Source organism: Streptomyces sp. NPDC059454 (assembly GCF_042749965.1).
GTDB lineage: Bacteria > Actinomycetota > Actinomycetes > Streptomycetales > Streptomycetaceae > Streptomyces.
In genome coordinates this window covers 14566-34078 of sequence record NZ_JBHYVC010000013.1, presented here as the reverse complement: position 1 = coordinate 34078, position 19513 = coordinate 14566, and the positions used below count along the sequence as shown (strand labels likewise).

10 protein-coding genes are annotated in these 19513 nt (G+C 66.4%); 7 read left to right on the top strand and 3 right to left on the bottom strand.

The window, feature by feature from the left end:
* Window positions 1-60 precede the first annotated feature (60 nt).
* From ACFXAE_RS12145 to ACFXAE_RS12135, 3 genes are all read left to right on the top strand, one after another.
* Window positions 61-444: a very short patch repair endonuclease gene (locus tag ACFXAE_RS12145; RefSeq protein WP_384712006.1), complete on the top strand. Its 384-nt coding sequence runs from the start codon at window positions 61-63 to the stop codon at window positions 442-444.
* A 113-nt stretch (window positions 445-557) separates the two neighbouring features.
* Window positions 558-1532 carry a DNA cytosine methyltransferase gene (locus ACFXAE_RS12140; protein ID WP_384712003.1) on the top strand — a complete coding sequence of 325 codons (975 nt, stop codon included), beginning with the start codon at window positions 558-560 and terminating at the stop codon, window positions 1530-1532.
* 78 nt (window positions 1533-1610) lie between these two features.
* Window positions 1611-2765 (top strand): DNA cytosine methyltransferase, encoded by a 1155-nt coding sequence (locus tag ACFXAE_RS12135; protein WP_384712000.1) that lies wholly within the window; start codon window positions 1611-1613, stop codon window positions 2763-2765.
* A 39-nt stretch (window positions 2766-2804) separates the two neighbouring features.
* Here ACFXAE_RS12135 and ACFXAE_RS12130 read toward each other — a convergent pair whose 3' ends face one another.
* The 3 genes from ACFXAE_RS12130 to ACFXAE_RS12120 are packed head-to-tail and all read right to left on the bottom strand — an operon-like array spanning window position 2805 to window position 6774.
* Complete coding sequence (locus ACFXAE_RS12130; RefSeq protein ID WP_384711997.1) at window positions 2805-3668, bottom strand: DUF6339 family protein; 864 nt, start codon at window positions 3666-3668, stop codon at window positions 2805-2807.
* Between the two features lie 2 nt (window positions 3669-3670).
* A complete protein-coding gene (locus tag ACFXAE_RS12125; protein WP_384711994.1) occupies window positions 3671-4654 on the bottom strand; it encodes a hypothetical protein in 984 nt (327 codons plus the stop codon).
* Entirely contained in the window at window positions 4651-6774 is a 2124-nt protein-coding gene (locus tag ACFXAE_RS12120) for a helix-turn-helix transcriptional regulator (RefSeq protein ID WP_384712309.1), read from the bottom strand. The genes ACFXAE_RS12125 and ACFXAE_RS12120 overlap by 4 nt, the downstream gene beginning before the upstream one ends.
* A 970-nt stretch (window positions 6775-7744) precedes the next feature.
* Between ACFXAE_RS12120 and ACFXAE_RS12115 the strand changes: the two genes are divergently transcribed.
* From ACFXAE_RS12115 to drmB, 4 genes are read left to right on the top strand one after another with little or no spacing between them, the layout of a single operon-like run.
* Window positions 7745-12529, top strand: a complete 4785-nt coding sequence (locus ACFXAE_RS12115) for a sacsin N-terminal ATP-binding-like domain-containing protein (protein WP_384711991.1) — start codon at window positions 7745-7747, stop codon at window positions 12527-12529.
* On the top strand, window positions 12526-14436 hold the full coding sequence (locus tag ACFXAE_RS12110; protein ID WP_384711988.1) for a UvrD-helicase domain-containing protein: 1911 nt from the start codon (window positions 12526-12528) through the stop codon (window positions 14434-14436). The genes ACFXAE_RS12115 and ACFXAE_RS12110 overlap by 4 nt, the downstream gene beginning before the upstream one ends.
* Window positions 14433-17681, top strand: a complete 3249-nt coding sequence (locus ACFXAE_RS12105) for a helicase-related protein (protein ID WP_384711985.1) — start codon at window positions 14433-14435, stop codon at window positions 17679-17681. Before ACFXAE_RS12110 ends, ACFXAE_RS12105 begins: the two co-directional genes overlap by 4 nt.
* Window positions 17678-19513, top strand: a complete 1836-nt coding sequence (gene drmB / locus ACFXAE_RS12100; protein ID WP_384711982.1) for a DrmB family protein — start codon at window positions 17678-17680, stop codon at window positions 19511-19513. The genes ACFXAE_RS12105 and drmB overlap by 4 nt, the downstream gene beginning before the upstream one ends.

Sequence of the window (19513 nt, the reverse complement as noted above, 5' to 3'; positions counted from 1 at the left end):
CGCCGGCAGAATGCTTGTGTGCCCGGTGCTGTCCCATCCTCCCCCAGCGTCTCCGCCCGCATGAGTCGCCAGAGCTCCCGCGACACGGCTCCCGAGGTGGCTGTCCGGAAAATCCTGCATGCGGCAGGTCTGCGGTACCGGGTGAACGTGCCCGTCCCCGGAATGTCTCGCCGCACGATCGACATCGTCTTCCCCAAGGCCAAGATCGCGGTCTTCATGGACGGTTGCTTCTGGCACGGCTGCCCTCAGCACGCAACCAGTCCCAAGGCCAACGCGGAGTGGTGGCGAGCAAAGCTGGACAAGAACATGGCGCGGGACATTGAAACGACTGAGCATTTGCGTGCCACAGGATGGACAGTGCTGCGTTATTGGGAGCATGAGGCGCCAAACACCGTGGCACAAGAGGTGCGCTCGGCCGTTCTACGGCACAAGCCGCGAGGATGAGTATTTGGTCCGGAACTGAAGGTCGCAGCAGGGTGCCCACCATCGACATCGCGGCCCACTACACCTATTGTCGGAACCCGTTTCGTTGATCCACTAGGGTGGGGAGGCCCTCCATGGGGAGACTGACATCTGTCGACTTGTGTTCTGGCGCGGGGGGTCTCGCGTTGGGCCTGGAACGCGCCGGCTTCGACCCCGTGCTTCTCTTGGACAACAAGCCGGTCGCCTGCGAGACCTTGCGCCGCAACCGGCCGGCATGGAATGTCGTTGAGCTGGATCTCTTGGATTTCGACCCCGTTGAGTACCCAGTGGCTTACGACGTCGACCTTCTGTCCGCAGGCCTGCCCCGAGTGAAGTCGCCGGCAACGACGAAGCGCGTGGAAACCGGTCTCGAGCTGCGTCTGCTCAAGGCCACAGTTCTCCTCGCCCACGCGATCCAGCCGAAGGCCGTACTCATCGAGAACGTGCCGGACCTGGTGGATTCCGTACAGTTCGAAGAGGTTCGCAACTACATACAGAGCGAACTTTCGCACCTTGGCTACCGATTTCGCTGGTTCATCCTGAACGCGGCAGACTTCGGCGTACCCCAGGACCGCAAGCAGGGCTTGCTGGTTGCACTGAAGGAACCGCACTTCGACCGCTTCCACTCACCTGCACCCACGGTGACCGAGCACACAACGGCAGGCGAGGCGCTGCTTCCGTCGATGTCCTCTCGCGGATGGACGGGAGCCGCAGAGTGGGCCCTTCAAGCCGGCCGCGTGGCTCCAACACTCGTCGGCGGTTCCGACAAGCGCGGAGGCGCAGATCTCGGACTGACGGGAACTAAGAGCCTTTGGGCGCAAATGGGCATAAATGGATCAGCCTTGAGTGACGAGGTGCCAGGACCGAACGGTGTCCAGGAATCGGACACATCCGGCTCCCCCCTCAAGAAGCTGACCGTGGAACAGACCGCCGTGCTCCAGTCATTCCCCGAGGACTGGGTTTTCGCAGGCAAGAAGACCGCGCGGTACCGTCAGATCGGACACGCGTCCCCACCTCCGGCGGGCGAGGCGGTCGGCACCGCAATCGCCGCAGCCCTGCGAGGGGACTGAGCAACCGACCAAGGTCGTTCCAACCGTTTTCGAAGCTCGAACAAGACCACCGCTCGTCGCCGGCTACACTTCAATGCCATGACCCCCGTAGAGCCTCGATCGCCCCACCCTGCGCATTTCCGCATCGTCGACCTGTTCGCGGGCCCCGGTGGTCTTGACATCGCAGCCGAGGCCCTTGGAGTGCCGAGCGTCGGCGTCGAGTGGGACGCCGGCGCATACGCCACCCGGACGGAGGCAGGGCTACTCACGGTTCACAAGGATGTACGCGAGTGCAAGCCCACTGATCCCGAGTTCAAAGGTGCCAACGTGCTGGCCGGGGGCCCGCCGTGCCAGACGTTCACCGTCGCCGGCCACGGCGCCGGCCGGCGTGCCCTTGACACCGTGTTGCAGTTCGTCCAGCGTCTCGTGGACCGCGAGAAGTGGGCCGACATCGCGGCAGATCTGGATGCCCTGGAAGACGAACGGACCGGCTTGGTCCTGCAACCCCTGCACTGGATCCTGGAAGCCATCGACAATCCCGATCTCGACCCTTTCCACGCGATTGTGCTGGAACAGGTGCCTGCGGTCCTCCCTGTATGGGAGGCGTATGCGAAGGCGCTCAGCGACGAGTACGAAACCGACTTCGACATCCTCCACACCGAGGAGTTCGGAGTTCCTCAGACGCGTCGACGCGCCGTACTGATCGCACGACGTCGCGACCACACTGCGGTTTCGACCGGTGTGCCGCCACTCAAGCTTCCCGAGCCAACCCATCAGCGCTACCGCAGCAGGGCGATCCCCGTGGGCGACGGCCTCCCCCTGGACGGCACAGCGCGGCAGAAGTGGGTGAGCATGGGAAAGGTGCTTCCGGAGCGTCCCGCGCCCTTCACCGTCATCTCCAACTACGGCACCGGAGGTGACCCCAAGGCCCGGGGTGAGCGCACTTCCGACCAGCCTTCCGCGACCGTCACGGGCAAAATTTCCAGGAACCGGGTGGTCGGGCCTACCGGAACCGACCGTTTTACCTTCTCCGAGGCAGGTCGCCTACAGACGTTCCCTGCGAAGTACCCCTGGAGCGGAAAGGATATCTCGCAACAGATCGGAAATGCTGTACCACCCAGGCTCGGAATGCACATCATCAGTGCGGCACTCGGTCTCGGTCGCCCGTCGGATGAGGCATTGAACCTGCTCGCTTCCTGGGAACCGAAGAATCCACGCTCCGGAACAGCTGCTGAACTCCCATCCGGGTCGTAGAGCGGCACACGTCCTGAACGGACGCCAACCACCGCTGGTTCATCCTTTTCCGCTCACCGAAGCAAAATCATCGAAAAGATCCTCGAGAGCATCCACAGCTTCCGGGGGGACAGGCCCGTCGTCGGGCCCTTCCGGGAGAATCTTGCGAGGGACGGGGGGCGCCGATTCGGCCTCCTCGATCCACTCCTCCAAAAGACTGCCGTCCCACGCCTCGTCCTCAGCGAGAACGTCGTACAGCAGTGTGCTCGCCGAGGTGTTCACCGCTCGTGCCAGGGCGTTCACCTCTCGCCCCGTCCGGGCCTTTCCCCGTTTCACCAGACGTATCAGAGCCTGTGCGGTAGGGCGGTGGTCGATGATATCGAGGCGGAGAACCGTGTTCAGGACGTCCTGGTTTCCACAGGCGACCTGCACCGGGCCATAGTCGTTCCCGTCCCTGAACAATTCGGCGGCCCACCACAGACGGGAGAAGGCCTGGGTATAGTGCGGCCCGCGAAAACGGCTCGCGGCGACCATGGGAGGAAGGTCGCCCCTCCCTTTCTCCGGCAGGTGCCTCCAGACCACGTAGTCGGGAGCGACGGCAAGGGCGAGGAAGTTCCACAACCTGCTGTCAGCCGCTTCGCTCCTCCTCAACCTCAATATGGAGTGCAGCCTGGGAGCGAGCCAGGCATCCGCCTTTGTCGGAGTGTCGTTCCGAAAAAGGTGCATCACGTCGTCGATGAGGTCACGCACCGGAACGACTTCCGAGCGTGCCCCCATGTCTCCGAGCGGCTCGGTGAGCTTGTTCAGCGCGATGTACGGCGGCGCCTCCTGCCCGGAGAGCACCTCCATACTGAGGTACTTCGCCGCGTTGATGTCGGAGAGCCATGCCAGTCGCTCCGGCAGGTGCTCAGGTTTGTCGGTCATGCTCAGCTCTCCCGCTGCGACACATCGAGGGTACGGATAGCCGTTCCCAGGTTCCTTGCCACCTTCGCACGACGGACTGCCGCGTAGTTGATGCGCGGTTGCAGCTCGTTCCAGGCGGCCTCGGAGCGGCGGAGGTGGATCTCGCGGAGGGCGTCGGCCTCGGAGCGGTCGGGAAGGACGTCGGCGAGCATTCCGCTCAGTACGCCGTCCCGCCAGCCGCCGGGCCATTGCGGACCACCACGCTCGTCCACTTCCAGATCGCTGACGAGAGAATGGAAGACGGCCGTCCACACGTCGGCGGCGATCTGGGCCGCGAGCATGTCACGGACCGCCCGCTCCAGCGGACTGCCGGCCGAGTTCAGGAGTTGCGAGACGCCTTCGAAAGCCGTGTTGAGGTGCACGGTGGGCAGGTCACCCGAGATTTCCACGATCCAGGGTGCGTCCTTGAAGGGGCGCAGCCACTCCGGTCCGACAGTGAAGTCGACCTCGTTGACGACCATCTCCCGCTGACGCGTGGGGGCGGTGGCCATCAGGTCGACGATCCAGGGCTCCTCGGACTCGCCGATGATTCGTCCCTGCACATCGCCCACCGTGGCCACGGCCACGACCGACAAGTCGGCCTGGTTGCGATGAGCCGATCGCCAGAAGCGCAGATGTCCGGTCCAGGTCTCCCCGTCCGTCCCGCTCTCCCTCACCAGTCGGGCTGTCGTACGGGAGTTGGTGGTCTTCTCCGTCAGGACCGCGACGACCGACACATCGGTCCACGGGCCTTCGGCAAGCTCCTTGACCGGCAGGGTGGCCGAGATCGTGAGACGGGCACTCTCCCAGTCCTGCCGATCGGTCTGGTGGAGGGCGACAATACGCTCCTGAGTGGAGAAGCTCCTTGTGTCCAGGTCGTGTTGGTAACGCCCCTCCAATTCCTGACGTACACCTGTCACCTGAAAAGTGAGTTCACCGGTCAGTCTCCGGTACGGGTAGACCTTCACGCGGCTCCTTCCCCGGTCCTCTGCAGCTCGACGATCAGACCGGCCAGCTCCGCCCGGATGGGGTGGGTGTACACATCGGTCACTCCACTGAAGGATGCGGTGCGGGCGCCCGCCTTGAAACGCAGTCTGCCGTCCACGAGCTCACAGTTCTGCCCGGCGACGATCTCCGCCCACCGGACCGAGGGGCGTCCTCCCGAAAGGACGTCGAACTTCGCCACGGGAGTCATCAACCAGGGGTCTTGGCTCGCTGGCAGTCTGATCTCCGCCCTGACTCGCCACGCGCCCGTCTCGTCCAAGTCCGCGTCCAGGCCACGGATCGTCGGCGCCTTTCCTGCGCGTGCGGGAGGAGAGGTCGACCCCGTGTCGAGTCCCAGAAGGTCGCGCAACACCTTCGATCCCCCGGATCCCCTCTCCTTGGCGCACCCGACGATCTCCCGTACGGCGATATTGGTCGCGCGGGTGAACTCGCTAATGCGGCGATGGGCGGTGGACGAGTAGAGCGCCCTCAATTCGTCGGTCTGACCCCACTTGTTGTGCTCGGGCGGCTCCGAGGCCCGGAGGAATGCCTCGGCGAGGTCCGCGTTCTCCGCGTCCTCACCGGCTGCGTGGCCGGCGAGCAACACCGCCTGAAAGGGGTTCGTTCCCCATGGCAGATCGGGCACTCTGGCCGTCCTGATCACCATGCGGTTGCCCCTCATCGTGGTGACCTGGTTCGGCTTGCCGTCTAGGTCCTCGGCGGCCGTGACCAACAGGACAGCTTCGTGCTCGACGATTCCCCTGCCGCCACGCAACGGCGGGACTCTCAAAGGCACGCGCGCCAGCGCGACCTGTCCCGTCTCCGTCATACGGTCCACGGTTTCGCCGTCGAGGTATGCCTTGAGCGCCCGGGTGCGGGACGGCTGCACGCGCTGGGGTTCGACACGTTCCTCGTCGATGACCACGTGTCCGTTGCGCAGAGTGCGAACGGACGCCTCCAACAACGGCGTCCTGTTCCTGCCGGCCGTCATGGCGGCCCAGAAGTTGCGACCGAGGGCCTCCACCAGGCGCTCGTGCATCGCCTGAACGGTCTCCTCCTCATCGGCCCGTTCCCCTCCTCCCGACGCGTCGGCCGCCAGGCTCGCCACGTCATGCGCACCGACGATCAGGAAGGACGTGCCGGGGTCGGAACTCTCCCGGGTGAGGTGGAGGCTCTCGACGGTCGCCCCGTCCGCCCACCAGGAACGGGCCACATTCTCGCTGCCGGGCGTCGTATCGGGTTCACCGAACCAGGCCGGTCCCGCCCACGCCTTGTCATCGACGACACGCCACGGCAGTTCGAGGCGCCCGACGAGACGTCGTTCGGTCCGGCCTTCGTGCGGCACGGAGAGCGTGGAGTTGATGAGCACCATGCCGAGCCGGCTGCTGGCCCAGAGCGTGGCCTTGCCCAAGCCGTACGAACCGCCCGCGCCGGCGTCGGACTTGTGACTGTCGAGCTGACGTCGCACGACGGCGGCGAACCTGCCGTCCTCATAGTCGTCCCCGGTGAGACCCGAGGCGTTGTAGTCGTCGATTCTGAGAAGGACGAGCCGATCGCGCTCGTACATGTCGCGCAGCCCCTCGGCGATGACCCGGCCGACCTTCTGCTCCTGCACGGCCGCCGCTTCGTAGTGAGGGAAGAGGGAGTCCCACGCGATGGCCTCGCGGAAGCGGGCGAGGGTCTCTCCGGTCAACTCGTGCAACGTGTAACGGACGCGCACCGCCTTGGTGCGGTCGAGTCGTTCGTCCAGGCTGTTCTGGGTGGCCTCACGGGCGAGAACCTCGACGTCGGCCTCGAAGGCAAAGGTGGCAGCGTTTCCGAAGTCTCGGCCGCCGTCCGCGTAGGCCGGGCGGTGGTACCAGGAGACCGGGCGGTTGCTCATCACGTCGGTCGTCCGGACGTGCACGCTGGCGTGGTCCAACCCGAACACGGCGGCGATGGCGCGCATCGTCTCTTCGCGAGGGGTGGCTCGCCCTGTGATCCACGCCGAGACCGCCGCTCGGGTGAGCCCCACTCGCTCAGCGAGGTCGGCCTGGTTCATGCCCGTACGACGCAACTGCCGGGCGAGCCATGGACCGAAGTCCTCTCCGCTTCCGTCGTCCATGTGCGGCCCCCACTCGTTCGATTGCAGGTCAGGCGTCAGCCTAGCATGTGAATTTGACAGTTGAATCTTGAGACAATTTCCTTTGACGTTGAGCTCGTCGACCACTCATGAACAGCTTCCGCATGACTTTTTCTCACTTAAGTCAACTTCTGCGCACTCTTGGGTCCACAAGTCTTTTTTGTCGACCTTCTCCATGCGCGTGATCGCTCCAGCCCGACATGACGGCACCTCAACTCAGCCGAGATTCAACACACTTAACTCCCCCCTCCCCTTGAACATCACCCATCGATCACATAATCTTGTCGTAGAGTCAGCAGCTCCACCGATGGATACAAAATATTCTTCGATGGGCCTTGTTTTGCATGCCTCCACTCCTTGGCATATCTCCCCCCACGCGCTTTTCCGCAGCATCCGCACATCGCCCATGTCAGCAAACAAGGGGGGCCGCTTCATGCCGTCCATGAATTTTCCCGACCCTAATTCCGACGCGCCCGAAATCGCGCGCATGCGCCGGATCGTCGCCGAATGCGAGTCCTGTGAGGACCCCTGGCTCAAGTCCGAGTACTTGGACGCTCGCGGTTTAACGCGTGACGTCATCATCAACTACCGAAAGATCGTCGCTCGCGCCGATCTTCGCGCCTCCCCCACGCAGCCCATGTCCGGGGAAGGTTTCGTCCGCACCCCCCGCCGGAGGCGTCCGCGACGGGCTCTGTCGTCGCCTTCCTCTCGCACGAATGACACCACCCGGCCGGGTGACTCGCGCCGGAACCGAAGCATCCGCAACCGCGTCGTCTTTTTCGTCATCGTCCTCCCACCTGACTCCCCGGACGGTTCGTAGGACTCGACCCTCCTATCTCGCCGTAAGTACTTTCCCCCACTTCTCACTTGTGACCGGGGCCGGCCGCGCATCGTACGTGACCGCACGGCCGGCCCCGGCCTCCCTTAGGATCGCACAAAGAACGGATTTCCCGTGACCGACCAGCAGTTGTCGAGCGCTCCGTCCACGCGCCCCGTCATCTCCAAGATTCTCGAGCAGTCTGTTCGCGTGCTGGAGACCTACCGTGTCGATCCCGGTCTGGTACAGGAACACGCCAACGGTGAACGTCGCATCACGCAGGGCGGATACGGAGACAGGCAGCTCTTCGAACTGGTGCAGAACGCCGCGGACGAGATCGCGAACGAGCCAGGTGGGACCGTCCACGTGGTTCTCACCGAATCGCATCTCTACTGCGCCAACACCGGAACGGAAGTGACGCCGGAAGGCGCCGAGACCATTCTTCGGATGAGCGTCTCCCGGAAACGAGGCGGTCAGATCGGTCGATTCGGCGTGGGCGTGAAGTCCGTACTGGTGGTGACCGACACTCCTCAATTCTTCAGCAGGTCGGGGAGCTTCGGCTTCGACCGCGAGTGGTCCCAGGCGGAGATCTTTCGAGCCATCGGCGCTCGCCCCGACGACGCCGTCGAGACCCCCGTCCTCCGCATGGCCCGGCCGTTGGACGAAGCCGCGGAGCGACGTGCCGACCCCGTCCTGGACGAGTTGCTGGAGTGGGCCACCACCGTGGTCAGGCTTCCCCTGTTGGAGAGGGCCGCAGACCGGTTGGGCAAGGACATACACCAGACCGGGACCGACGCCGAGCAGGAGGAGTTTCCCGCTCTCTTCCAGCTCTTCTCGCCCCACGTGGGCACCGTGGTCCTGGAAGACCGCCGGGTGGGCAACGGACGACCCAGGATCCGCCGTGTGATCACGGCGGATCAGAACGGGATCCGCCGCACGGTCAAGGAGCAGCGCACCGGCCGGGTGGACGTCACCAGTGACTGGAAGGTTTTCACCGTCACGCACGAACCGACCGCGGAGGCCCGTCGCAGTGCCGGCGAAATGCACGACCGGGGCACCATCGACATCGCGTGGGCGGTTCCGGAGTACACGGGAAAGCCTCCTTTCAGTACGGCCAGGGGCCGCGGAAAGTTCTGGTCCTTCTTCCCCACCAAGTACGAGATGAGCCTGAGTGGCGCACTCAACGGCGCGTGGAAGACGAACGAGGACCGTCAGAACCTGCTCGACTCGACCGTCTTCAACCGTGAGTTGATTGAGGTGGCGGCCCGCCTCGTCGTGGAGTCCCTGCCCCAGCTCGCGCCGCTGAGCGATCCTGCCGCCTATCTGCCCCTCCTGCCGGGACGCCCCCGTGAGTCGGAGACGGTCAGCTGGGCGGACCTGCTGCTCACCCAGCGGATCTGGAAGCTGGCTGCCGACCTGCCCTCCCTGCCGGACCAGGACGGCGTCCTCCGCGCCCCCCGCGACCTGAGGTTTCACCCTGACGGGGGACGCGCCAGCAAGAAGGTGCTCAAGCCCGAGTGGCTCCGTATGTGGAACACCTACCCCGGACGACCGTCGAACTGGGTCCACCCGTCGGTCGAGGCTGCGGAGATCCGGTCCGGCAAGGTGGAGCACATCCTGCACGAGGCAAAGCACCAACGGGCCACGGTACGCGAGTGGTTGGAAGCCTTGGTCGGCATCGGGACCGCCGAGGCCTCGGCCACCGCGATCCGTATCTTCGCCGAGATGGTCGCGTCCGGTTCCCCCTTCGTGGAGGAAGCACGCACGGCGCACTTCGTCCTGACCGAGTCCCACGGGATGGTGCCGCCGGTGGCGGGCGAGGTCTGGCGTCGCATCGTCCAGGACGGTCTCAAGGACGACCTCGTCTACGTGCATCCGAGCCTCGCGGACGACCCCTCGCTCCAGAGCGCCCTCACCACCATCGGCATCCGCCAGGCCGACAACCGCGGTCGCTTCGCCGGCGTCCTGGACCAGCAGGGCTTCGCCACCTACGGCCCTCGGGACTGGACGCGGTTCTGGGAGCTCTTCCGCAGCGCGGGAGGGAGGTCTGCCACCCCCGAAGTGCATTCCAGGATCAAGGAGCCGCTCAAGACGCTGCACGTGCGCACCGTGGACGGTCGCTTCCACCCGATGCGGGACTGCCTGCTCCCGGGGCCGATCGTTCCGGGTGACGGGTCGCGGGACTCCTCCGTTGCAGTGGACACCGCCTTTCACGCGGACGACATGTCCGTACTGCGCGAGCTCGGACTGCACACGATCCCGGCCGGAGGACACCAACCGGACGAGGAACCCTGGTTCAACAGGTACCGGAACGAGCAGTACGAGCAGTACTGCCGAAGCCTCGGCTCCCGTGACAGCCGTCCCCAGATCGCCCGCATGAACCTGAACGGTTCGGCCACGGCGACGTCGCTGCATCTGCTGCTGCGCCTCTCCGACGAGGGGAGGGCCGCGTTCGTCAAACACCTGCCGGACCAGCACGTCGTCGGTTCCTGGACCCTGCAGTTCGGTTCCCAGGCGAGCACCCACCGGGTGATTTCGTCCCCTCTGCGCTGGATGGTACGCAAGTACGGCCTGGTGCCCACCTCACAGGGTGCCAGGCGACTCTCCGAGGCCGTCGGTCCGCAGCTCTCGTCCTACGCGGACGTCCTGCCCGTCGCCGACATCAGTGCCGAGAAGGCCCGCAAGCTCGGTCTGCCCCTGACGGTCGACACCGTCCCCGAGAGCCAGTGGGAGAAGCTCCTGAAGCAGCTCCTGCACAGCGAGGACGACGCCTTCGTCGGCAACACCTACGTACTGCTGACCCGCCTGGACGTCCCGTTCCCAGAGGACTCCCCGACCCGTTGCCGTATCGGTGACGAGTGGAGCACCAAGGAGGACGGCGAGATCGCGGTCGCCGCGACACCCGACGAGTACCGCACACTGAGGGCGGAACGGCTGCCGGCGCTGTTGGCAGGCAGCACGGAGAACGCCGAGCTCCTGGTCAACAGGTGGGGCATGCTCCGCTACACGGATGTCGTCTCCAAGGAGATCCGGTTCGTGGCGAGCGGAGAGCCGACCCCCCTGCGTGACGAGTTCCCGACCCTGCGTCTGCGGGTGGGCAACTCGATCAGCAACCACAGTCTCCTGCGCTGCTCGGAGCTGGAGCAGGTCACCCGTACTCCCAACGGCATCAAGTCCACCCCGCTCAGAAGCGCGGTGCAGGGCACCACGGTGCTCGTGCTCGACCCGAAGTCCCCGTTGGACGCGCTGATCGCCGTGGACCGCGAGCTCCGCCTACGGCTGGGCGAGTCCGGTTGTCGGGCCGTCCTGGAGGCGCAGCGGCAGCAGGAGCAGGACCAGAAAGTGCAGTCCGCCCTGAGGGCGGTGCGGGAAGCCGACAGCGTGGTGGGGAAACTCGCCCTCCTGTTGGGCCCGGAGGCCCTTCGCGACCGTCTTCCCGCCGGTCTCCTGGCCAGCGAACAGAGCGAGTTGGGTGGAGAAGATCCGAGTCCGGAACGTATCGCCCAGATGGCATACAACTCCCACGGTGACGGCGTGCTCCAGGTCCATGTGAAGGATCTCCAGGCCGCCTATCCGAACCACGCGCCGTCGTCCTTCACCGGCATGAGCCCGGCGGTCAAGTTCGTCTCGGACTTGGGCTTCCCGGACTCCTTCGCCGGCTCCCGCGCGCCCTCCCTGGAGCCGCGGATCGACGTGGAAGGGCCGTCGGAGTTTCCCCGCCTGCACGACTACCAGGAGCGACTGGCCGCCAACATCTTCGCCATGCTGGACCGGGTGAGTCCCCAGCGCGGGATGCTCTCCCTGCCCACCGGCGCGGGCAAGACGCGTGTCGCCTCCGAGGCCGTCATCCGCTGGATCAAGCAGGACGGGGACATCGGTGGTCCGGTCCTGTGGATCGCGCAGACCGAGGAGCTGTGCGAGCAGGCCGTCCAGAGCTGGAAGTTCGTGTGGTCCAAGGTGGGCGCCGAAACTCCGCTCGCGATCAGCCGGCTCTGGTCGTCGAACGAGGCCGGGCCGGTGACGGAACGTCCTCATCTGGTGGTCGCCACCGACGCCAAACTGCGCAACTGCCTGCACACGGACGGATACGCCTGGCTGCGCGAGGCGGCTCTCGTGATCGTGGACGAGGCCCATGTGGCGATCGCTCCCCAGTACACGGAGCTGCTGTCGCACCTGGGCATTTCCGCCTCCCGTGCCGATCGTCACCTTCTCGGACTCACCGCGACCCCCTTCCGCAACACCAACGAGGAGGAGACCCGGCGTCTGATCAGGCGGTTCGGCGGCAGGCGACTCGACGAGGGCGTCTTCACCTCCGGCGACCCGTACGCCGAACTCCAGGAGCTCGGCATGCTGGCCCGTGTCGAGCACCGCGAGCTGACCGGTGGAACGATCGAGCTGACCGAGGACGAGATCGCGCGCGCCGATCAGTTGAGCGTCCTGTCCAAAGCCGCCGAGCAGCGACTGGCCGAGGATCACGACCGCAACCGGCGCATCATCGACGAGATCGTCGCCATGCCGCACGACTGGCCCGTGCTGGTCTTCGCCACCTCCGTCGCGCACGCCAAGTTCCTCGCCGCGAAGCTCAATGACCGCAACATCAGCGCGGCGGCCGTCGACTCGGCGACCAGTGCCACCGACCGGACCAATCGCATCGCGGCCTTCCGACAGAAGCGACTTCGGGTCCTGACCAACTACGGCGTCCTCACCCAGGGCTTCGACGCCCCGGCAACCCGCGCCGTGGTGGTGGCCCGGCCGACCTACAGCCCGAACGTCTACCAGCAGATGATCGGACGCGGTCTGCGTGGCCCGCGCAACGGCGGCAAGGACACCTGTCTGATCCTCAACGTCCGCGACAACATCACCAACTACGGCAAGGCATTGGCCTTCACGCAGTTCGAGCACCTCTGGAGCGTCAAGTGACCGACGTGTACGCCGACAGCCCGCTGCTCACCCCGGAGCAGCAGGCTGTCGTCGACCGGCCCTGGGACGCCCGGGTCCTGGTCACCGCCGGAGCGGGCGCGGGCAAGACACACACTCTGGTCCGTCGACTCGATGCCCTGATGAGCCGGGAGGACGACGCCCTGGAGGCCAGGGAGATCCTCGTCCTGAGTTTTTCCCGGGCTGCCGTGCGAGAGTTGAAGGAGCGGATTCGCAAGCACGCGCGGCATGCCCGGCGGGTGCGGGTCCAGACCTTCGACTCCTGGGCCTACAGTCTGCTGACCACCGCCTACCCGGATGAGGAGTGGAGCCGTCACAGCTTCGATGAGCGCATTCGTGCGGCGGACGACGCGATCGTCATGGGCGCCGTCGAGGCCGGTGAGAACGGTGCGCCGGCGCATGTGGTGATCGACGAGGTGCAGGACCTCGTGGGCGACCGACGCAACATGGTCGAGACGTTGCTGGACCACTTCCAGGAATCCTGCGGCTTCACCCTGGTCGGGGACTCCGCGCAGGCGATCTACGGCTTCCAGGTGTCCGACCCGGAGGCCCGGGCCGCCGAGACCGACGCGTTCTTCGCCTGGCTTCGCGCCTCGTACCCCGACGACCTGGTCGAACTGCGACTCACGGAGAACTTCCGGGCCTCGACGGAGGAGGCCCGGACCGCTCTCTCCCTGGGTCCTTCCTTGCAGGCGCTCCCCGGGGAGATGGACGAGACCGCATCGGCCGGAGATGCGTTCTACCAGGACCTGCGGTCCCGGCTGCTGAACCTGCCGTCGTTCGGGGATGTCACCGCCCCGTTCACGATCGACTCGCTCCGGGAGTTCCCCGACACCTGCGCCCTGCTGTGCAGGGACAACCGCCAGGCTCTGGTCCTCTCACAGACGCTGTTCGAACACGGTGTCCCGCACCGTATGCAGCGCTCGCTCAGGGACCGACCGGTTCCCGCCTGGGTGGCCGGTGTGCTGCGTCGCACGGGCACGACGGCGCTCGGGGAGGAACGCTTCCGGGAGCTCGTCAAGGAGATCGGTGTGCCGGACGGCACCGACCTCGATCTTCTGTGGCGTTCCCTGCGAGGTGTCGCACGCGACCGTCGTGGTCTGGTGGACCTCGCCCGGGTGCGCCGGCTGATCGTCGAGGGGCGGTTCCCCGATGAACTGTCCGCGCCCGCCCCGGCACGTCTGCTCGTGTCGACCGTGCACAGGGCCAAGGGCCTGGAGTTCGACCGGGTCGTCGTCGTCGAACCACCCACCATGGCCGAGCTGCACAAGCAACACACGCACGTCGATCCCGCAGCCGAGGCCCGTGCTCTCTACGTCGCCATGACCCGACCCCGGTACGACCTGTTCCGGCTCTCCGCTCCCGACACCTCACGATTGCGCCTCGACCGGGTCACCGACCGCTGGTACGTCGGTGGTTGGAAGACGTACGAGAGGTACGGCATCGAGGCCTCTGCCCGAGACGTGTGTGGGGAGCACCCTCCGGGCACCGACGTGTTCCACGACGATCCCCTCGCCCTGCAGGACCACCTGGCACGCGGGGTCCGTCCTGGCGACTCCGTGGTGCTGCGTCGCGCACACGACCTGCCCCTCGGTCCCGACCAGAGCCCTCCGTACGTCGTCCTGCACGACGAACGGCCCATAGCCGTGGTCTCGGAGTGGTTCCGACGTGATCTCCACGCCACGCTCAAGATCAACAGGACGTGGGAGGTCCGGTGGCCGGACGAGGTGCACGGCCTCCGGGTGGAGACGCTGGAAAGCATCGCGGGCAGCACCGCGTCCGGCGCCCGCGCGGGCCTCGGTGACCACGGGGTTTGGCTCGTCCCCCGTCTGATCGGGCTGGGGCGGTACAAGTCGAACGGGAACGGCCAGAAGGGGAAAGACCGATGACGAACAGCGAGGATCCTCACTCCGCGCACTACACAGCCCGGGAAAGCCTCGTCGAGCAGCTCCGCCGGGACCTGCTCGGGCCGGGAGCCGAGGACGAGGTCCTCACCCGGGACGCGCCCATCACGACGTATCCGATCGGCGTCCTGTTCCCGCGCCCGGCCGACGAGGCCGCAGACCACGAGCAGGTCGCAGACATTCAGGAGGCGGACGGACCGGACGAGGCACCCGTTCAGGCGTACAAGGACATAGAGGACACAGGCTACGAGCTCGGTGTCTCCCTCGCCAACGCCCGGCGGCCGTCCTCCATGGGCCTCACCTTCGCCGTCGATCCCACCGTCTCGTCCACCGTGGTGGTCAGGGCCGAGGCGGCGATGTACGAACCGATCGACGGGAAGGGACGCGTCGTGTCGGCCAAGAGGGCCCAGGCACGCAGCACCGACCAGCAGTCCGAGCACTGGCGTCGGCGGCCTCTGTCTCTGCCTCCCGTCACCCTCGACGTGACCACTTCCGGCATGCGTGAGCCCGAGCTCCTGGCCGACGGAGTTCTGCTGCGTGCCCTCGTGCGCAGGCGGTCCGAACCGTCCGGCACGGTCACCGTCACCCTCACCCTCGTCAACGACAAGCGCGTCGGGGAGCACGAACTCCAGGACGCCTTCAGCCTCTTCCAGCCCCGCCTCACCGTCACCGGCCCGGCGGGCGAGAAGGTGTTCGTGGAGCGCCCGGCTCCCTTGGGCGCCGTCGACGACGAACAGGCCACCAGCCGGTTGCTCCACCGTCACACCCCGACGTTCGCGGTGGGGCACGGGTGCGCGGCGCACTGGGAGTGGACACCACCGCCCATCGGTGCACCGAACACGAGGCGAGCCGTGGTGGCGATGGTCCGCACGGAGTTCGTACCGACACACGAGGTGCTGCTCACCGACTCCAATCCGGAGATCGACAGCGAGGCCCTCGGCATGTGGGATCTCGCCACGCTGCCCGACAGCCGGGTTCTGAGTGCGCTCGAAGGGCTGACGACGGGGTACGCCGGTTGGATCGACGCCAAGCGTTCCGAGGCGGCGAGCCTGGCGGGCACCTCCTTCGAGAAGGCCGCCGGGGAACAACTGGCCGCGTGTGACGACGCTCTCGCGCGCATGCAGCGCGGCATCAAGGTGCTGCGGAGCACTCCCGAGGCGATGCGCGCCTTTCGGCTCGCGAACGAGGCGATGGCTCAGCAGCGGGCGCGGAGCGCCTGGGTCAAGGATGGTCGCGTGGGCTCCCCGGATCCGCAGGCCGGTCGGTGGCGTCCCTTCCAGGTTTCCTTCGTACTGCTGTGCCTCGAAGGGATCGTGGACCCGAACCACCCCGACCGTGAACTCGCCGACCTCCTCTGGTTCCCGACCGGTGGCGGCAAGACGGAGGCGTACCTGGGCCTGATCGCCTTCACCACCTTCCTCCGCCGCATCCGGCGCAAGGAGTGCGGCGCCGGCGTGACCGTCCTGATGCGGTACACCCTGCGACTGCTCACCCTGCAACAGTTCGAGCGCGCGGCCATCCTCATCTGTGCCATGGAGCAAATGCGCCGGGCAGACGAGGAATTGCTGGGTTCCGAGTCGATCTCCATCGGCATGTGGGTGGGGCAGTCGGCGACGCCCAACCGACTCACGGTCGCCGACGACAGCCTCGCGGAGCTGCGCAAGGGCAAGTCCCTGCAGGAGAAGAATCCCGTGCAGTTGCACGGCTGCCCGTGGTGCGGAACCCGGCTGGACGCCCACCAGTACGAGGTGGAGCTCGACGCCCGACGGATGCACGTCCGCTGTCCCGACCCCACGTGCGAATTCACCGGCGGGCTCCCCGTGCACTTGGTGGACGAGGCCGTGTACGACGCCCGTCCCACCTTGGTCATCGCCACCGTCGACAAGTTCGCCTCCATGCCGTGGCGCGAGCAGACGGCCGCGCTCTTCAATCGCGACCGTGAGGACGACACGCCTCCTCCCGAGCTGATCGTCCAGGACGAGCTGCACCTCATCTCCGGTCCACTCGGCACACTCACCGGCCTGTACGAGACGGCGGTCGACGCGCTGGCCGACCGGCCGAAGGTGATCGCCTCCACCGCGACCATCCGGCGGGCCTCCGAGCAGGGGCGAGCGCTGTTCGACCGGAAGGTGAAGCAATTCCCGCCGGCCGGCCTGGACGCCCGGGACTCCTGGTTCGCCGTCGAGACACCTCGCGAGAAGAAGGCGAGCCGCCAGTACGTGGGGCTGCTCACGCCGAGCACGAGTCAGTCGACACTGTTGATCCGCACGTACGCCACTCTCCTGCATCAGGCGCTGCGTATGGACACCACCGAGGAGGTGCGGGACGCGTACTGGACCCTCGTCGGCTACTTCAACAGTCTGCGCCTGCTCGCCGCCGCCGAGCTCCAGGTCCACGACGACGTCGAGGCCTATTTGGAGTACCTGGCCGAGCGGGACGGGACACCCCGGAGGAAGATCCTGGAGTTGACGGAGCTGACCAGTCGTGCCAACTCCAGCGAGATCCCCTCCCGCCTCAAGCAGATCGAGCGCGGGCTCCCGCACGAGGAGACGGTCGACGTCCTCCTGGCCACCAACATGATCTCCGTCGGCGTCGATGTGGACCGGTTGGGCCTCATGGCCGTCATGGGTCAGCCGCAGACGACGGCCGAGTACATCCAGGCGACCAGCCGGGTGGGCCGAAGTCATCCTGGCCTGGTGGCTGTCATGCTCAACTCGGCTCGCTCCAGGGACCGTTCACACTACGAAGGTTTCCAGCACTTCCACTCCGCGCTGTACCGCGAGGTCGAATCGACGTCCGTCACCCCGTTCTCGGCCCGTGCCCGCGATCGAGGTCTGCACGCGGTGGTCGTCGCCCTGGCCCGTCTCCTCATCCCGGACGCACGCCCGAATGACGGGGCCGGGCAGATCCACCTCTTCCGCCGGGAACTGCGGGAGATCGTCCGACCGGTCGTCCTCGCCCGGGTGCGTGGCGCTCTGCCCGAGGAAGACCAGCACACCAGCGACGTCGAATACGAGGCGACCGCTCAGGCCTTCGACGAGTTCGTCGACTGGTGGTCCGGCGAGGCCGCGGCCCACGGCGGCCTGTACTACGAGCCCGTGCGTGGCAGCAGGGTTCCGTCCCTGCTGTGCGCCTTCGACGACGAAATCAACGACGAGGCATGGCGAACACTGTGGAGCCTGCGCGACGTCGACGCCGAGTCCGCCCTGTTCCTGGAGGCATCCCGATGACCCCTCCCCCGCCCCGCCGTCGGCGCGGCTCCGGTGCTCCCGAGCGCAGCTACCCGCGCAAGGGATCCGTCCGACGCGCGCAGATGATCACCACCTACGGTGTCGGTTCGATGGTCGCGGTCGACAGTGAGTCGTTCATCGTCGCGGGGACGGACTCCTGGAACACCGCGGGAGCACCCCGCATTTACGAACCTCGCCTCGCCCGTGTCCTGGGAGTGAAGGACTTCCGGCTCCCTCCCGCTTCCGACGACACGAGCAAGGACGGTGTACGCGTCCGCCGCTTCCCACTCTGGCATTCCTGCCCGAGCTGCAATTCCCTCCAGCACGTGCGGGGTTTCAACTCCCCACCTGGGAAGAACGAGTGCGGCGACTGTCAGGAGGACCTGGTCCCCTCTCGCTTCGTGATCGCTTGCCCCCATGGACACATTGACGACTTTCCCTACTGGAAATGGGCGCACCGGAACAACCGGGATGAGGGCGCGACAGGCCTCTGCGGCGGCGAGCTGCGTCTGCGTACGACGGGCAGGACCGCGTCCCTGCGTTCCATCGTCATCTCGTGCACCTGCGGCATCCCCGAAGTCTCCATGGAGGGCGCTTTCCGGAGCAGGGCCCTGCAGGACCTGCACGTCCGCTGCACAGGGAAACGCCCATGGCTGAAGGACGCCCCGACGGAGTTCTGCACGGAGAGCCCGCGAACACTGCAACGCGGCTCCTCCATGGCCTGGCAGCCCGTCGTCAGGTCCGCGCTGTCCATTCCGCCGTGGAGCGACGGTCTCGCCGCCCGCCTCGCCGACCACTGGGAGGATCTGCGCACCCTCGACCGCGCCGGCATCAAGATATATCTCAAGGCACTCACACTGCGGCAGGCAGAGGAAATCCCGGTCGAGGCGGTGCTCGCCCTACTGGAGGCCGAACGACACGAGGAGGCGCAGGCCGGGGAGGAAGCCGACCACAACAGTCGATATGTCGCCCTACGCAAGCAAGAGTACGAGCGCCTGCAAGCGGGGAACGCGGAACGCGACAACACGCGCGACGAGCAGTTCATCTGCGAGCCTCCGAACTCGTCGTCGACATCGCTCCGGCCATACGGTTTGGCCACTCCCATGCTGGTGAAGCGACTCCGTGAGGTGCGAGCCCTGAAGTCCTTCACCCGCGTCCACACCCCCGACTCGCACACCGACACCCACGAGGCGCCCCTGTCCCTGGCCGAACAGGACTGGCTGCCCGCCATGGAGGTGGAGGGCGAGGGCGTTTTCCTCCGCCTGGAGACGGAGCGTCTGGACAAGTGGGCCGACCAGGTCGGCGTGGCGGCACGCGTGGAGCGAATCCGGAAGAACCATGAACGTCTTCTGCGCGAGAGGGCCTCGGACGCACAGTCGGTTCCGTCGTCACCTGCAACGCCCCGCATGGTGCTACTGCACACGCTGGCCCACGTCCTCATCAACGAGTGGAGCCTGGAGGCCGGCTACCCCGCGGCGTCTCTGAGGGAGCGTCTGTACACCGACGGCTCCATGGCCGGATTGTTGATCTACACAGCGACCAGTGATTCGGCGGGGAGCCTCGGTGGACTCGTCGCTCAGGGTGAACCTCGCAAACTGGTCACGAGCCTTCGGTCGGCGCTGCGCCGGGCCGAGTGGTGCAGCGCCGATCCCCTATGCATCGAGTCGGAGGCGTCCGGCGCGGACAGCATCAACCTCGCCGCCTGTCACGCCTGCGTCCTGCTCCCGGAGACCAGTTGCGAACAGAACAACGGGCTGCTCGATCGGGCCCTACTAGTGGGGGCACCGGAGGGCCCTTCTGTGGGTTTCTTCCGAGATGCGTTGACGTCCTGA

Excerpts from the sequence above, each read along its gene's own strand:
- ACFXAE_RS12145 (WP_384712006.1), top strand. The coding sequence starts at position 61 with ATGAGTCGCCAGAGCTCCCGCGACACGGCTCCCGAGGTGGCTGTCCGG.
- ACFXAE_RS12140 (WP_384712003.1), top strand. The coding sequence starts at position 558 with ATGGGGAGACTGACATCTGTCGACTTGTGTTCTGGCGCGGGGGGTCTC.
- ACFXAE_RS12135 (WP_384712000.1), top strand. The coding sequence starts at position 1,611 with ATGACCCCCGTAGAGCCTCGATCGCCCCACCCTGCGCATTTCCGCATC.
- ACFXAE_RS12130 (WP_384711997.1), bottom strand. The coding sequence starts at position 3,668 with ATGACCGACAAACCTGAGCACCTGCCGGAGCGACTGGCATGGCTCTCC.
- ACFXAE_RS12120 (WP_384712309.1), bottom strand. The coding sequence starts at position 6,774 with ATGGACGACGGAAGCGGAGAGGACTTCGGTCCATGGCTCGCCCGGCAG.
- ACFXAE_RS12105 (WP_384711985.1), top strand. The coding sequence starts at position 14,433 with ATGACGAACAGCGAGGATCCTCACTCCGCGCACTACACAGCCCGGGAA.
- drmB (WP_384711982.1), top strand. The coding sequence starts at position 17,678 with ATGACCCCTCCCCCGCCCCGCCGTCGGCGCGGCTCCGGTGCTCCCGAG.